This window comes from Alteromonas sp. 4NS20-0143 (assembly GCF_057542855.1).
Window position 1 is genome coordinate 63,203 of record NZ_BAAJLR010000001.1, and the last position, 14,785, is coordinate 77,987.

Here is a 14,785-nt window from a genome sequence, read left to right on the forward strand (position 1 = left end):
CTAGCTGTTTAAAATAAGTGACAAATATTATCAAGTCTTAAGTTTGACTTAATATTCATATCTCATAATCGGACTTAACAGTTAACAGAGTAGTTGTTTATGTTAAGTACCGCACTATCACCAAAACGTCGCTCTAGCGCACGTTTCGCTAGGCACATTTATCCTCGCAATACGCTTACTGAGTTATTCATCGGCGTCGACTCATCTTTGCAACGCAACGAGCTTCAGCGCCTTATTGCCAAGGGTTTTTGGCGCTCTTATCACGCTACACTTCAACATTTTATGCCTGTATTGCTGGGCGTAGGTGGCAGTAAGCCTTTTGCTGCGTTAGGCGCGCGGAGCGCAGCGTCCCCTTTGTTTGTAGAGTCTTACATGCCGGCGCCAGTAGAAGACATATTGGCGCAGGTAAATCTAAACGTTGCGCGCAATCAAGTTGCCGAGATTGGCAATTTATACAGTCGCAACGGTAGTTTTACGCAACCGCTACTACTCCTTACAGCGCTTAGCCTGCAACAGCTAAATTATTCGGTAATTGTGTTTGCCGCAACATCATCATTACGAGATTTAATGACAAGCATTGGCCTACCACTCACCTATTTATGCGATGCGTCAAAGCACCGCTTGCACGATGAAGGTAAAGAGTGGGGGACTTACTATGAGACGAAACCCCAAGTGGTTGCGCTTCGCACCAGCGAAGTATCGAAACTCGTCGCCAGCAGTCAACCAGTGGCAAAAATGTTCGATTGTATGGCGCCACTTCTGCCTGAAATAACAAATGTATTTGAGGCCCATTTATGATCTTAGATCCCCATGTGTTTCAAAATGATGATACTGCACTGGCGTACAGTGGTGGCAGCATGAATTATCGTGAATTAGTTGAAAAAGTAGCGTTAGTTTCTGAATGGTTGTTGCAGCAGCCAGAAATGCACCTGGCATTAATCGCTGATAATGGCGCGGAGTGGGTTATTTGCGATTTAGCGGCCCGAGAAGCGAATAAAGTGCTTACTCCCGTGCCGGTTTACTTTTCAAAGCAACAACGTCAGCATTTGCTTAACGAGGCCGGCATTGAATTATTAATAGCTGATAGCGGCAACATGAGTGAATACGCTGAGCACAAAGGCGTAAGCCGAATTGAGTGTCCCTTTGAAACCCTGCAGGCTTATAAAGTGAAGCCTAATGGTCATCCTTGTATCCCTCGGGGAACGGGGAAAATCACCTTCACCTCAGGGTCTACCGGCCAGCCCAAAGGGGTTTGTTTATCGAATACTTCCCAGCGTAACGTAGCGAAAAGCTTGTCCAATGCAGTGGCGTTGAAGCGAGTTAAACATTTATGTTTATTGCCATTGCCCACATTACTAGAAAATATTGCGGGCGTATATGCGCCGTTATTAGTGGGCGGTTGCATCGTTCTGCCTTCTAGCACAGAGCTTGGGTTTAGTGGTGCAGCACTCACAAATCCAAACGCCATGCTCTCTCAAATTAATGAACATCGGCCCGAAACGCTTATTTTAGTGCCGGAATTATTATTGTTACTGGTTTCAGCCTGTAAGAAAGGCTGGGTACCACCAACCTCACTTACCTTTATTGCCGTAGGAGGCGCACATGTAGCACCTTCCTTACTCAAGAGTGCACGCGCTTTGGGACTTCCTGTCTTTGAGGGGTACGGCCTCTCAGAGGGTGTATCGGTAAATACGTTGAACTTACCCGATAAACATTGCGATGGCAGTGTCGGTGAATCACTTGGGCATAACACGCTATCTATTGAAAATAACGAACTTATCGTAAAGGGAAACATCTTTCTTGGTTACTTGAATCAGCCAGACTCATTTTATCCTTTTGAGGTGAAAACCGGTGACTTAGTGTCTGAAGAGGGGGGCTATTTTCACATTCAGGGGCGCAAGAAAAACCTCATTATTACTAGTTTGGGGAGAAATATCTCACCTGAGTGGATTGAGAGCGCGCTCACCTCAACAGGCTATTTTCAATATGCATTGATCGTCGGTGAAGGAGAAAAAGCCTGCAGTGCAATTTTAGTTAAACGAGACCGTACACTCACTGAACAGCAGATTGTACAAGTCATCGCATCTGTTAACCATTCCTTACCTGAATATGCGCGTATCGCCAAGTGGCATGCGCTCGACGCGTTACCAGAGAGCGCATTGTTACTTACTGCTAATGGCAAGCTCCGTCGAGAGCAGGCGCTACAGCATTTTCAATCAACTATTAGCAATTTACTCAACCAACAGGTTGCGTAATTAAGGAGATACCATGAAATTATTTGAAAGACTTGAAAGCGAAACACAAAATGAGCGTGCTTATTTAACGTCATCGCCTATTATCCGTCGCTGTTTCGAAGGCAATATTTCAACCGAAGACTATACCGCATTTTTGTCGCAAGCTTATCATCATGTAAAGCACACAGTTCCGCTGCTAATGGCCACTGGCGCTGCTTTACCAGAGAGTAAGGAATGGCTGCGTGAAGCTGTGGGAGAGTACATCGACGAAGAAATGGGCCATCAGGAGTGGATTTTAAATGACTTAGCGGCCTGCGGTGTTGATAAAGAAACCGTAAGACATAGTGCACCCGCTGCGGCGACAGATTTAATGGTGTCTTATGCCTATGATGCGATACGCCGCAAAAACCCGCTGTGCTTTTTTGGGATGGTATTTGTGCTGGAAGGCACAAGTATTGCGCTGGCCGATAATGCTGCGGCATCAATTCAAGATGTGCTAGGGCTCCCTAAGTCGGCATTTAGCTATCTGCGTTCTCACGGTTCGTTAGATCAAGAGCATATTGTGTTTTTTAAAGACCTGATGAATAAAATTGATGATAAAGCAGAACAAGATCTCATCATCCACTCTGCCAAAATGTTTTTCCAACTTTATGCGAATATATTTAGAACGTTGTCGTGTTCTGACTTGCTTACGGAGGCAGCGTAATGGCCATTGCTTTTGAAAAGCAGGTGTGCCTATTAACCGGCGCATCGGGTGGGATAGGAGAGGCCATTGCCAAACAGCTAGCAAGCCTTGGAGTCTCACTGATACTCACAGGACGAAATACCGGCAAGTTAGGGAAACTTGTAGAAGTCTTGCCAGGTCAACACACCGTTGTATGTGCCGACCTGACGCAGAGCGACGATATGGAAAAAGTGATAGCACTGTGTCGCGTCAAGTCGGTAACAATGCTAATTAATAATGCTGGAATCACTGAAACAGGCGCGTTTACCGACGCTTCGAAAAGGGCTGTAGACTCTGTAATTACAACTAACCTAGTGGTTCCTATCACGCTTACACAAAAACTGCTCCCCATATTACAGCGCGCACCTGACGCTCACATTATTAATATCGGCTCTACATTCGGCAGTATTGGTTTTGCGTGTCACTCTTTATATTGCGCCTCTAAGTTTGGTCTGCGGGGGTGGACGGAATCGTTAATGAGAGAGTATGCAGGAACAAATCTGCATTTTCATTATTTTGCACCCAGAGCCACGCAAACATCAATTAACTCAGCGCAAGCTACGTCGATGAATCAGGCGTTAGGCAATGCCATGGATGCCCCTGTTGATGTAGCTCAAGCGCTTGTTGACATGCTTTATAAAAAGCAGTCTCGACGCTTTCTTGGCTTTCCAGAAAAATTGTTTGTAAAAATTAATGGTGCGTTTCCCAGCTTGGTGGATGCAGCGCTAAAAAAGCAGCTTCCCACCATCCAACGCTATATGAAAGCACGCCACGAGGAGAAATTATCATGAGATTGTTTAAAATTACATTGGCATCGGTTTTAGTTCTGCTCAGCATGGCAAGCTATGGCGATGATGGGTTGTTGGCTATTCAACATGAATGGGCAGAAATAAACTATTCCGAGTTAGAAGACGAAGACAAAGTTGACGCGCTACTAGCGCTTGCAGATAAGGCAGAGTCTTTAGTAAAGCTGACCCCAGGAGGGGCAGAGCGCTACATTTGGTTGGGAATTGTTCAATCAACCACCGCAGGTGCGAAGGGGGGCCTCGGTGCGCTAAAATATGCAAAGGCAGCGAAGAAAAGTTTTGAAAAAGCACTGCGTCTTGATGAAACAGCGCTTCAGGGATCGGCAATGACAAGCTTAGGCGTGCTTTATCATAAAGTTCCGGGGTGGCCGATTGGGTTTGGTAGTGATAAAAAAGCCGAAATGCTGCTGACAAAAGCGCTTTCGCTCAATTCTGATGGAATTGACCCAAACTTCTTCTATGCAGAATATCTTTTTGATGAGCGTGAATATGACAAAGCGATGAAGTACCTAGCAAAAGCACAAGCAGCAGCGCCACGCCCAGATAGACCTCTTGCTGATAAAGGTCGCCAAAAAGAAGTAGAACTATTAAAACAAAAAGTACTGGCAAAGATGAACTAGCATCGCGAGTGAGCCACATGGCGACGCCTTTAATACCACGCAGGAAACAGCGCTAACTGAGCATGAGGTGCCGCACAAGTAACCGGAAAGTTCGGCTATTTTGGGGCACTTCAGCAAGGCTAAGCTAAGCTTTACTAGCTTACCCTTTGTTCTCAAGCGACTTGAGGCCGATTTAGCGTTTATGCCGACCCAATACATTTAGCATTCTGTTGTTACCGAGTAGGGCTATTTTACTTCGAGCAATTCCACTTCAAATATCAGCGTCGAGCCCGGTGCTATTTTTCCAGCGGCGCTGTCGCCATAGGCTAGGTGTGATGGAATAAAGAATTTATATTTATCTCCCTCAACCATAAGTTGAACGCCTTCCGTCCAGCCTGCAATAACACGGTTTAGTGGAAAACTAATGGGCTCACCACGCGCCACCGAGCTGTCAAATACAGTGCCGTCAAGTAACGTGCCGTGGTAATGCACTTTTACTGTTGATGATGCCGTTGGGTGCTGTGTACCTTGCCCTTCTTGAAGTATTTCGTACTGAAGGCCTGAAGATGTCTCTTTTACTGCAATATTGGCTTTATTTTCTGCTAGAAACACGTTGCCGGCTTCGATGTTTTCAGTTGCGATTTTTTTGTTCGATGTGTGGCGGGTAAATAAGAAAATGGCTAAACCAATTACGATAGCTAAAATAATAAACTTCATTAGTAGTCTTCTTTTATTTGTTGTTGTAAATAGGCGTTACAAAAGGAGGTGCTAAATAGTGTAACACTCGTCATCGTTTACGCGTGTTATTTCTTATAAAGTGAAAAAAGCCCGTAACATCGACCTATAGGATAGGTTTTATAAACTATTTGCTAAACCTATCTATAAGTAATCCAAACTGACTGCGGCTTCCTATTATTGTTACGTATCCCTTCTCAGGAAGCTTATCGAGCTCTTGTTTAGATAAGCAAAGGTAAGTGTCTTCAAACTCCCTTGTCTCAATAATTTCAATACGGTGTCGGCAGCGTTTTTTACCGTCTATCTTTTTAAATGCCATGCTTTGGTTAACACTGTCTTCGCTTAGAATACTATGCAAACTAAGGGGAACGGATTGGTCTACAAACACTAAGCTGAAAGCTAAAAATACGAGTGGCATTACTGAGATGGCGAGTTTGCCCCGCCAGTCTTTCGTCAAACGTTGGGAAAGCGTTTTGTCCATCCCTAAGGATAAAAACCATAGCGTTATTAATGTAAGAGACATCAGCCAGAAAAAGGCACCGGTATTTTCTGTCCAACTTTTTGCCACCATAAACTCAGAAAACATTGGGATGATAACTGCAAGGAGTAAGGTAATGAACGATATAAACATTACTCGTGTTATGAGCAGTTGTTCTGACCATTTCACTCTTGTGTGAGATGAACTTACTTTGTCATCATCAACAGCTTGGTGTTGCTTAGGCTGTAAAAGCCGTTTTTCAGAGAGTGCAGCTTGCGCCGCTTTGTAGCGCTCAGGAAAGCGGGCTTTATCGACATTGGCAACAACGTCTTCAAGTTCTTCCACAGTATAAAGAGCATAGTCTGGTGTGTTGTCGAGCATGTTGATATATCCGTATCCTTGGAAAACTTCTTCAAGGTGTCTTTATTATTTACAACGTATTTATTTACAGGTTCTCTATTTACAAAGAGTCATTTTCATTTGAAGCTGGGCCTGGGGAGGGCACGGTCGATTCTTTTTCCATCAAATGGGATTTCCAGCGCTGTTGCGATACGTGGGCTTTAACAAGTTCTAGGCATTCGTTTACTACATTCAATACTTCTTCATCGAGAGCATCAGCCGTGGGGGTGTAGTCGTGCATGCCCACAGAAATAAAGTGGTCAATGCGATCAGAGTCTAGGTCGCTTAACAAATTAACGAGGGATGAGGTAACAATGTCAGTAACCGACTGCTCCAGTGTATTTTCAATGGTTTTACCTATAATGGGCAAGTAATTAAGAGACGATACTTGCGCGTTGCCTCGCACGGCCTTACCAACACTCTTTCGAACGTGCTCCCTTATTACGTCACCGTGTTCATCGTTACTGATAGATTGCCCTAGGTGATTGATAATGCCGGCCATCCACTGAGTGATAACAGGGCGTCGTGGTGCAAGCACTTGGTTAGTAATATCATCAAGCAGCGGAGAACCCGCCGAGATATCTTTTTGTGCATCGCTTAGCACTTTTACTACTATTCTGTCGCTTAACTCTTCCACAAAAACATCGTAGTAGAAGGTAAAGAATCGAAAGATTGCGGTTTGATTTAAGTCGATAATCTCGTATTTGTGCAGGCGGTGCAAAATAGACAATATGCGGAGAAAGCGAAACAGACGCGTGCCGCCGGTTGGGATAAGCCCAACAAGATCGTACCAATGTAAAAATGGGAAGAAGTACCAGCGTAGGTGTTCTTTTCTTACTATTGCTACCGCCCAGCGGAAACAAAATTCAGTAAAAAATATGCCTATGAATACTAAGTCGACAAGTAAAAAGTTGTTGTGTATGGGGTCGTAGGCATCAATAACGGCGGGGAAGTGCACGCCAAGCTGCTGATACACAAAATTAGTTGCGTACAGTGCATCAAATATGAGCCATGCTAAATTTATAAACAATAAACCCAGCATGACCAAGTCTAAAATTAACCAAGGCGTTTCATGACTGTTTCGCAGGTTTTCTCGGTTAATTTTTAACATGTCTCTATCCTGTAGATGTTAGCCTGGTTACGTCAACATAAAGCTTTAGTTTTTGTCCAGGTTGCAAATAGCGCTTAGCATTAAGGCTATTCCATTTGCTAATATCGCTTACTTTAACATTGAACTTACTGGCAATTCGAGAGAGTGAGTCGCCGTTACGCACTGTGTAAGTCACCTTTTTGGTTACACCAGCGTCGCTTTTACCCTCTAGCCACACCACCAAGGTTTTACCGGGGCGCAACATGTCGCCAGGTGCCATACCGTTCCACTTTGCAAGCTGTCTTGTCGATACTTTGTATTTTCGAGCAATGTCCCACAGCGTATCACCAGACTTTACGGTATGGCGAACCTTTTGCTTCGATTTATTGCTACTTTGAATACTCGCTAATCGCTGCTCTTGAGAAAGGGCATAGTCATCTAACGCTTTAAGTGCAACAGGTACCATAATAGCTTGGCCAATGCGTATCATTGACGAATCCAGTTCGTTAACCTGCTGAATGACCTTTATCGTAGTATGGTACTGATTGGCAATTTTCCCTAGGCTGTCTCCGCTTTTAACCGTATGACGCACCCAATTTAGGCGCTCTTTTCTGTCTATTTGAGCCAATGCTTGTGAAAATGACGCTGCTTTTTCTACCGGCAACACAAGGCGGTGAGGCCCATCTGGTGACGTAGCCCAGCGGTTAAATCCTGGGTTGAGGCCGTGCAGCTCCTTCAATGACATATCAGCAAGTTCTGCGGCAAACGCAAGGTCTACCTGAGAGCCGATATCCACCACTTCAATAACCGCTACATTTTCAACTTCTGGCCATGCGTAGTCAAAGGCCGTTTTATTTTTTAAAATATCCGCAAGGGCTAAAAGCTTAGGAACGTAAGCACGGGTTTCTTTTGGCAAACCTAAATGCCAAAAGTCGGTGGGTTTGCCCGCCCGTTTGTTCGCGCGAATTGAGCGCATAACGCGCCCTTCGCCGCTGTTGTACGCTGCTAGCGCATGCAGCCAGTCGCCATCAAACATGTCGTTTAGATAGGTAAGGTAGTCAAGGGCACCTTGAGTAGAGGCCACTACATCGCGTCTTCCGTCATACCACCACGTTTGCGGCATGCCAAAGCGTTTACCCGTACTTGGAATAAACTGCCACATTCCTGCCGCGCGGCCATGGGAATAGGCAAAAGGATCGAAGGCGCTTTCTACAATAGGGAGTAAAACTAACTCCATTGGCATATTGCGCTTTTCAATTTCTTCAACAATGTAAAACAAGAACGGCTTTGCGCGTTTTACCACGCGGGCCATGTATTCTGGGTGCTTTAAATACCAATCTCGCTGCGCAGTCACGCGGCGGTCATCCGGTATATTCAGTGAAAATGTATTGCTGGCTCGCTGCCATACGTCGGTAATTACCGCAGCCACTTCTACGTCTTCAGGGGCCGTAATTTCCGCTGTTTCTTCTAATACATCATCTTTTGGGTGGATAACATCAATAACGCCGTCTCTTGCTACCTCGCAATCGGCAATGTCTTCTTCACCTAAATAGGTTTCAGCACATGCTTCAAGTGCTGCTTTCTCGTTTTGCTCTACGGCTACATTTTCACTTTCATTTTCGGTTAACTGACATCCTGAAAGCCCTAACGCCAATAGAACGGACGCAAGTGGGAACAACTTCGACTGCATATTTTGAAGAAACCTCTTTGTGTACTGCAAGGGCGTAATACTACGCTAAATGGCAAATATATTCACTAAAACTCATCTTTCCAATGTCGAACTGCGGCGAAAACAGCGGCATCATCCGTCAGCTCAGCATCAGCAAAACGCTGTGCAGCGTCTTTTACCACAGGCTCATGTGAGCGCAAGAAAGGGTTTATCTGTTTTTGTTCGTCTAGAGTACTGGGCAAGGTCGGCTCGTCGTGAGAACGCTTCGTTTTTACCCAAGCATCGTAGTCTTGCAATTCGCTGTTGTTAGGCTCTACCGCGAGGGCAAAGTTTACATTCGCCTGCGTATATTCGTGAGTACAATATACCGCAGTGTCATCAGGCAGGCGCTTGAGCTTATTGAGTGAATGCAGCATTTGCTCTGGTGTGCCTTCAAATAATCGGCCACACCCGGCTGAAAATAGAGTATCGCCGCAAAACAGTGCACCGTGACCGAAAAACGCGATGTGGTCGAGGGTATGCCCCGGTACTTCCATCACTTGAAACGACATATCTACAACCGGCAGGGCTACCGTATCGCCTTGCGCCACGGTTTTAGTTAGCCCTCTTATATGCCCGCCTCTTGGGCCAATAACGGGTAAATCTGCAATAGCCGAGACCAATTTGGCAATGCCACCTGTGTGGTCGCGATGGTGATGGGTAATAAGAACGGCAGCTAAGTTCAATGCGTGTTTGGCCATGTATTTTAACACTGGCTCAGCATCGCCGGGGTCTACAACAACCGCATTTTTACCGTTGTGGATACACCATATATAGTTGTCAGTAAAGGCGGGAATTGGATGGACTGTTATGCCCGAAGGCAATGTGTCGATGCGCATAATACACCTGCTTGTTTAGCTTCAATTATGCGTTACTATAGGGGCATGTGGTTTACAGAGCAACCGATGAGCGTGTGAAGTGATAATGAAAACGGCGTTTAGGTCAAAGCCACCGCGCTATCCCGGTAGCTGGGATGAGTTTCCCGCAGGAGAAAATATTAAGTTGGCGGTGGAGCAGGTTTGCAATGAATATGCAGAGCGTATCTTTGGCTATCACTTTGTAAAACTAGGCAACTTAAGCGCACAAATTCAGCTAAACGATAGTCCAATTCATCATCGCATTAATCATACCCCCGACTTTACCTGTAGCGAACGGGCTAAAGACGACATGTTTAACGCTGTCGCAAATGGTGCGGCTGAGGAAAGAACACACTCTGCAAACGAAAACTTCATTATTGGCCAAGCGCACAAACTGCCGTTTTCAGAAAACAGTATTGATGGGCTATTGTTGGCTAACGAGCTCGATTTTGCCCAAGATCCTCACGAAATTTTGCGTGAAGTAGACCGGGTGATCACCCAAGACGGGCACGTTATTATCAGCGGCTTTAACCCGCTTAGCTTAGCTGGGGTCGCCAAATACTTGCCCGTAAAACGCGATAATATTTTGCACGATGCCCGATTTTTTACCACCTACAGAATGAAAGACTGGCTTCACCTTCTAGGGTTTGAAGTAATAGAGCAGCGGCAAATTCTTTTTTCCACGTTATTTTTTCAGCAGCGTTGGGAGGGAGCGGCCAAGCTTCAGCACTATTTATCGTCGTATTTTCCCTGGTGTAGTGCGGTGTATGTCATTTTGGCTAAGAAACGCGTATTCCCCATGACGGCCATTAGGCCAAAACGGGCATTGAAACCTCAGTTTTCTGCCGTGGGGGCTAGTGCGCGTACCACATCACAGAAACAAAAAAGCCACGTGTAGCAACTACTTTGTAGTTATCTAACCGTGGCTTTATCTTGTGTGGTTGCGAGACTACAGCAACACGTTGTGGTTACTTAACGCGCATTCCAGGTTTAGCACCTTCATGAGGCTCTAGAATGTAAAGGTCGTCGCCACCAGGTCCTGCGGCAAGTACCATTCCTTCACTTAAACCGAAGCGCATTTTGCGAGGTGCCAAATTCGCCACCATCACAGTGTGCTTACCAATTAACGCTTCTGGAGCATAGGCTGACTTAATGCCAGCAAACACTTGCTTAGTTTCGCCGCCTAAATCTAGCTCTAAACGCAGAAGTTTATCTGCTTTTTCCACGTGCTCGGCATTGGCAATACGGGCAATACGAAGATCGATTTTTGCAAAATCTTCAAACGAGATAGTGTCGCTGATAGGGTCTTGCGCTAGCGGGCTATCTGGTGCAATAGCTGGCTGTTGTGGCGCTAGGCTCTCTTTAGAGTCGTCAATCATGGCGTCAATTTTCTCCATATCTACACGCTGCATCATAGGTTTAAACTTGTTGATAGCGTGGCCTGTAAGTACTGTTTGTAGCGAAGCCCAATTGAATTCGTCATTCAAAAAGCTCTCCGCTTTTTCCGCTAAAATAGGCAGCACCGGCTTTAAGTAAATCGTTAATAGACGGAACATATTGATGCCCAACGAGCATACGTCGTGGGTAAATTGCTGCTTAGATTCGTCTTTTATCGTTACCCAAGGCGCATTATTATCAATAAACTGATTCGCTTTGTCTGCTAGGGCCATTATCTCGCGTATTGCTTGGTGGTAGCGACGCTTTTCAAATAGCTCGGCAATACCATCTGCGGCATTTTGAAATTCAGCAATAAGTTCTGGCTCAATGACGTTGTCTGACAACTTGCCATCGAAGCGCTTAGTAATAAAGCTAGCGCAGCGGCTTGCAATGTTGACAACCTTACCTACAAGGTCAGAATTTACTTTCTGCGCAAAGTCGGTGAAATTAAGGTCGATATCAGTGACCCCATCGCTTAGCTTAGACGCAAAGTAATAACGTAAATATTCTGGGTTCAAATGGTCGAGATAAGTACGGCCTTTAATAAAGGTACCGCGAGACTTAGACATCTTCGCGCCATTTACCGTAACAAACCCGTGGATGTTAACCCCAGTAGGCTTGCGGTATCCTGCGCCTTCTAGCATGGCCGGCCAAAACAGGCAGTGGAAATACGTAATGTCTTTTCCGATAAAGTGATATAGCTCGGCGGTAGAATCGGCCTTCCAGAAATCATCGAATTCTAGGCTATTTTGGTCGCAGAAGTTTTTAAAGCTGGCCATGTAGCCAACGGGTGCGTCTACCCACACGTAGAAAAACTTGTTTGGCGCGCCAGGAATTTCAAACCCAAAGTATGGAGCGTCGCGGCTGATATCCCACTGCTGAAGGCCTTCTGTAAACCATTCTTGCAGCTTGTTTGCCATTTCTTCTTGCAGCGCACCAGAGCGTATCCACGTTTTTAGCATATCTTCGAATTTGGGTAAGTCGAAGAAGAAATGCTCAGATTCTCTTAGTACTGGCGTAGCGCCAGATACCACGCTGCGCGGGTTTTTAACTTCTGTTGGGCTATAGGTAGCACCGCAAACATCACAGCTATCGCCGTTTTGATCTTCTGCGCCGCAACTTGGACACGTGCCCTTTACAAAGCGATCTGGAAGAAACATTTCTTTTTCAGGGTCGAAAAGCTGATTGATCACGCGTTTGCTAATGTAACCTGCGTTATCAAGGCGAGAATAAATCTCTTCACAAAATGCCTTGTTTTCCGGTGAATGGGTTACATAGTAGTTGTCGTAATCCACATGGAAATCAATGAGGTCTTGGTGATGTTCTGCGCGGGTGCGGGCAACCATTTCTTCTGGCGTAATACCAAGCTCTTGCGCTTTAAGCATAACCGGTGTGCCATGTGCATCATCGGCACAAACACTGTAACATTCGTTTCCGCGAAGACGCTGAAAACGGGTCCAGATGTCTGTTTGAATATGTTCAAGCAAGTGCCCTAAATGAATAGAGCCATTTGCGTATGGCAACGCACTGGTTACCAGAATTCGGCGTTTTTCTGACATAATGACGTTATTGATTCTTTGCGTTTCAAAATGGCTGCAAATACTAGCGGAAAACCGCGTTTTTTGCATTACGTAATTCAAACAAATCTTTAGGTTGTAGGGCAATTTATGTTCTTTTCTCGCAAAGCCGAACCGGTAACCCAAAAGGTTGCTGCTATTTTAGCCAGCTATTTCAGTATGGATGTAGCCGAAACGGCTTCTTGGTGTAAAGCGACGTCTGCCGATGACAACGCCGAGGGCGTGCATGTCACATTGCCATTTTGTATCGATAGCCAGTTACCTGTGCTAAGCGATTTGGTGCTTGCTAAATTAAAAGCAGATTCAAAGCATGCATTAGCTGAGTCGCAGCTGTCTTTTTCAACCGAGATAACAAGCCAGCAAACGGCGTTGCCGCCAATCACTAACATTAAAAATATTATTGCTGTTGCCAGCGGTAAAGGTGGAGTAGGGAAGTCTACCACCAGTATTAACCTTGCCTTTGCCTTGATGAAAGAAGGCGCCAAAGTTGGCATTTTAGATGCCGATATATACGGGCCGTCTATCCCTATTATGCTTGGTAATACCTCTGCGCATCCAGAAAGCGAAGACAATAAACACATGCAGCCGTTAATGGCACACGGATTGGTGGCAAACTCTATTGGGTACTTGGTACCACAAGACGATGCGGCTGTATGGCGAGGCCCCATGGCAAGTCGAGCGCTTACACAATTGTTAAACGAAACACTGTGGCCAGTGCTTGATTACCTCATTGTTGATATGCCGCCAGGCACGGGAGATATTCAGTTAACCATGGCGCAGCAGGTGCCGCTCACTGCCGCCGTTATTGTTACCACACCCCAAGACCTCGCATTAGCCGATGCACAAAAAGGTATTAGCATGTTCGAAAAAGTCGACGTGCCGGTACTTGGTCTAATTGAAAACATGAGCTACTACCAATGCCGAGCATGTGGAACCAAAGACTACGTATTTTCAAAAGACGGGGGTGAAGCGTTAGCCGAACGCCACGGCTTGCCTTTACTCGGACAATTACCACTGGACATTCACATACGTGAACACGGCGACGCCGGAACGCCCTTGCTCATAAGTTCGCCAGACAGCCCAATATCAGCAAGCTATCAAGAGGCCGCACGGGCGCTATCAATGCAATTAGCCCTTACGCTTTCACCACGAGAAGAGGGCAATAGACACATAAAGGGCGATCAAATAGGCATAGTAGGTAATTAAACAAGCTCATTATTTAAGCTAAGTGGTTCCTCTTTGTGGGTTTTATTTGCTCGCATTACCTGTTGTGGGTTACCGCAGTGCCAACCGACGCGCTTATTACCAAAGCGATAGCCATCCAGTGCCACAGGGTTAATAGCTCGCCTAGTATCATAAAGCCGGCTAGTGCGGCAATGGCAGGCTCAACACTCATTAAAATACTGAAGCTTTGATACGGCATTTTTCTGAGGGCAATCATCTCTAGGCTGTAGGGTAAGGCGCTGGATAACAAAGCAATACCTATTCCAGCAGGAATAAGCGCAACATTAACTAATTCATCAAAGTGAATTGCAATACCAAACGGTACTATTGCAACGGCGGCAACAAGCATGCCTAGCGCCACGATTGCACCCGAAGAGCCATTCTCCCCAGTTCTTTTGCCAAATAAAATATAACCTGCCCAGCAGGCTCCTGCGCCAAGTGCCAAAACAAAGCCCAGTGGATCAAGCCCGTGAGTTGCCCTGAGGTCGGGGAGTAATAAGATGAGACCGACTATCGCCAGTGCCGCCCACAAAAAATCCACTCTTTTTTTAGATGACAGAATAGCAACCAATAAGGGACCAACAAATTCTAACGCCACGGCTATGCCAATAGGAATACGCTCAATGGCAAAATAAAAAGCGGTGTTCATTCCACCTAGACACAAGCCATAAATAACAATGGATTTAAGCTGTTCAGGCCTATTGCGCCATGGCTTAAAAACGAAACACAGTATAAGAGCAGCAAAGCCAACTCTGTAAGTTATTGTGCCTAGCACGCCTACTTGCTGAAACAATTGTTTTGCCAAAGAGGCGCCAGATTGAATGGTGATCATGGCGACAAGCACACAGATTACGGCGATAAAATAGTGTCGACTAGTGACAGACATAAAGGGTGTCGGAGAGTGAAAAAGCAATGAT

14 protein-coding genes are annotated in these 14,785 nt (G+C 45.6%); 7 read left to right on the top strand and 7 right to left on the bottom strand.

What is annotated here, in order from left to right; all coding sequences use genetic code 11:
- The first annotated feature begins 99 nt into the window (after positions 1-99).
- From AC27HD_RS00275 to AC27HD_RS00295, 5 genes are read left to right on the top strand one after another with little or no spacing between them, the layout of a single operon-like run.
- Entirely contained in the window at positions 100-798 is a 699-nt protein-coding gene (locus tag AC27HD_RS00275) for a thermostable hemolysin (protein ID WP_487103047.1), read from the top strand.
- A complete protein-coding gene (locus AC27HD_RS00280; protein ID WP_487103049.1) occupies positions 795-2,255 on the top strand; it encodes an AMP-binding protein in 1,461 nt (486 codons plus the stop codon). Before AC27HD_RS00275 ends, AC27HD_RS00280 begins: the two co-directional genes overlap by 4 nt.
- Positions 2,256-2,268: 13 nt before the next feature.
- Positions 2,269-2,940: an iron-containing redox enzyme family protein gene (locus tag AC27HD_RS00285; protein WP_032096705.1), complete on the top strand. Its 672-nt coding sequence runs from the start codon at positions 2,269-2,271 to the stop codon at positions 2,938-2,940.
- Positions 2,940-3,749 carry an SDR family oxidoreductase gene (locus AC27HD_RS00290; RefSeq protein ID WP_487103052.1) on the top strand — a complete coding sequence of 270 codons (810 nt, stop codon included), beginning with the start codon at positions 2,940-2,942 and terminating at the stop codon, positions 3,747-3,749. Before AC27HD_RS00285 ends, AC27HD_RS00290 begins: the two co-directional genes overlap by 1 nt.
- A complete protein-coding gene (locus AC27HD_RS00295) occupies positions 3,746-4,384 on the top strand; it encodes a tetratricopeptide repeat protein (protein WP_487103054.1) in 639 nt (212 codons plus the stop codon). Before AC27HD_RS00290 ends, AC27HD_RS00295 begins: the two co-directional genes overlap by 4 nt.
- Positions 4,385-4,609: 225 nt before the next feature.
- Here AC27HD_RS00295 and bamJ read toward each other — a convergent pair whose 3' ends face one another.
- The 5 genes from bamJ to gloB all read right to left on the bottom strand — a co-directional run bounded on the left by bamJ (position 4,610) and on the right by gloB (position 9,612).
- Complete coding sequence (gene bamJ / locus AC27HD_RS00300) at positions 4,610-5,080, bottom strand: BamJ family beta-barrel-assembly machinery protein (RefSeq protein WP_032096702.1); 471 nt, start codon at positions 5,078-5,080, stop codon at positions 4,610-4,612.
- A gap of 145 nt (positions 5,081-5,225) precedes the next feature.
- On the bottom strand, positions 5,226-5,957 hold the full coding sequence (locus tag AC27HD_RS00305) for a hypothetical protein (protein WP_487103056.1): 732 nt from the start codon (positions 5,955-5,957) through the stop codon (positions 5,226-5,228).
- Between the two features lie 79 nt (positions 5,958-6,036).
- Positions 6,037-7,086: an ion transporter gene (locus AC27HD_RS00310; protein WP_487103058.1), complete on the bottom strand. Its 1,050-nt coding sequence runs from the start codon at positions 7,084-7,086 to the stop codon at positions 6,037-6,039.
- 4 nt (positions 7,087-7,090) lie between these two features.
- The gene (locus AC27HD_RS00315) at positions 7,091-8,755 is read right to left on the bottom strand and encodes a lytic transglycosylase (protein ID WP_487103060.1); all 1,665 of its coding nucleotides are present in this window, start codon (positions 8,753-8,755) and stop codon (positions 7,091-7,093) included.
- Positions 8,756-8,820: 65 nt separating this feature from the next.
- The gene (gloB, locus tag AC27HD_RS00320; RefSeq protein ID WP_487103062.1) at positions 8,821-9,612 is read right to left on the bottom strand and encodes a hydroxyacylglutathione hydrolase; all 792 of its coding nucleotides are present in this window, start codon (positions 9,610-9,612) and stop codon (positions 8,821-8,823) included.
- Positions 9,613-9,697: 85 nt separating this feature from the next.
- On the opposite strand from gloB, the gene AC27HD_RS00325 reads away from it, so the two are divergent.
- A complete protein-coding gene (locus AC27HD_RS00325; RefSeq protein ID WP_487103064.1) occupies positions 9,698-10,528 on the top strand; it encodes a class I SAM-dependent methyltransferase in 831 nt (276 codons plus the stop codon).
- Positions 10,529-10,598: 70 nt separating this feature from the next.
- On the opposite strand, the gene metG is transcribed toward AC27HD_RS00325, so the two are convergent.
- Positions 10,599-12,626, bottom strand: a complete 2,028-nt coding sequence (gene metG / locus AC27HD_RS00330; RefSeq protein WP_487103066.1) for a methionine--tRNA ligase — start codon at positions 12,624-12,626, stop codon at positions 10,599-10,601.
- Between the two features lie 108 nt (positions 12,627-12,734).
- Between metG and apbC the strand changes: the two genes are divergently transcribed.
- Positions 12,735-13,850, top strand: coding sequence for an iron-sulfur cluster carrier protein ApbC (gene apbC, locus AC27HD_RS00335; RefSeq protein ID WP_487103068.1), 1,116 nt, complete (start codon positions 12,735-12,737; stop codon positions 13,848-13,850).
- Positions 13,851-13,905: 55 nt separating this feature from the next.
- Here the strand turns inward: apbC and AC27HD_RS00340 are convergent, their stop codons facing one another.
- On the bottom strand, positions 13,906-14,754 hold the full coding sequence (locus AC27HD_RS00340; protein ID WP_032096695.1) for an EamA family transporter: 849 nt from the start codon (positions 14,752-14,754) through the stop codon (positions 13,906-13,908).
- Positions 14,755-14,785: the final 31 nt, after the last annotated feature.

Coding starts and splice junctions, on each gene's coding strand:
- gloB (WP_487103062.1), bottom strand. CDS start 9,612: ATGCGCATCGACACATTGCCTTCGGGCATAACAGTCCATCCAATTCCC.
- AC27HD_RS00325 (WP_487103064.1), top strand. CDS start 9,698: ATGAAAACGGCGTTTAGGTCAAAGCCACCGCGCTATCCCGGTAGCTGG.
- AC27HD_RS00280 (WP_487103049.1), top strand. CDS start 795: ATGATCTTAGATCCCCATGTGTTTCAAAATGATGATACTGCACTGGCG.
- apbC (WP_487103068.1), top strand. CDS start 12,735: ATGTTCTTTTCTCGCAAAGCCGAACCGGTAACCCAAAAGGTTGCTGCT.
- AC27HD_RS00305 (WP_487103056.1), bottom strand. CDS start 5,957: ATGCTCGACAACACACCAGACTATGCTCTTTATACTGTGGAAGAACTT.
- bamJ (WP_032096702.1), bottom strand. CDS start 5,080: ATGAAGTTTATTATTTTAGCTATCGTAATTGGTTTAGCCATTTTCTTA.
- AC27HD_RS00315 (WP_487103060.1), bottom strand. CDS start 8,755: ATGCAGTCGAAGTTGTTCCCACTTGCGTCCGTTCTATTGGCGTTAGGG.
- AC27HD_RS00295 (WP_487103054.1), top strand. CDS start 3,746: ATGAGATTGTTTAAAATTACATTGGCATCGGTTTTAGTTCTGCTCAGC.
- AC27HD_RS00285 (WP_032096705.1), top strand. CDS start 2,269: ATGAAATTATTTGAAAGACTTGAAAGCGAAACACAAAATGAGCGTGCT.
- AC27HD_RS00290 (WP_487103052.1), top strand. CDS start 2,940: ATGGCCATTGCTTTTGAAAAGCAGGTGTGCCTATTAACCGGCGCATCG.
- AC27HD_RS00275 (WP_487103047.1), top strand. CDS start 100: ATGTTAAGTACCGCACTATCACCAAAACGTCGCTCTAGCGCACGTTTC.
- AC27HD_RS00340 (WP_032096695.1), bottom strand. CDS start 14,754: ATGTCTGTCACTAGTCGACACTATTTTATCGCCGTAATCTGTGTGCTT.
- AC27HD_RS00310 (WP_487103058.1), bottom strand. CDS start 7,086: ATGTTAAAAATTAACCGAGAAAACCTGCGAAACAGTCATGAAACGCCT.
- metG (WP_487103066.1), bottom strand. CDS start 12,626: ATGTCAGAAAAACGCCGAATTCTGGTAACCAGTGCGTTGCCATACGCA.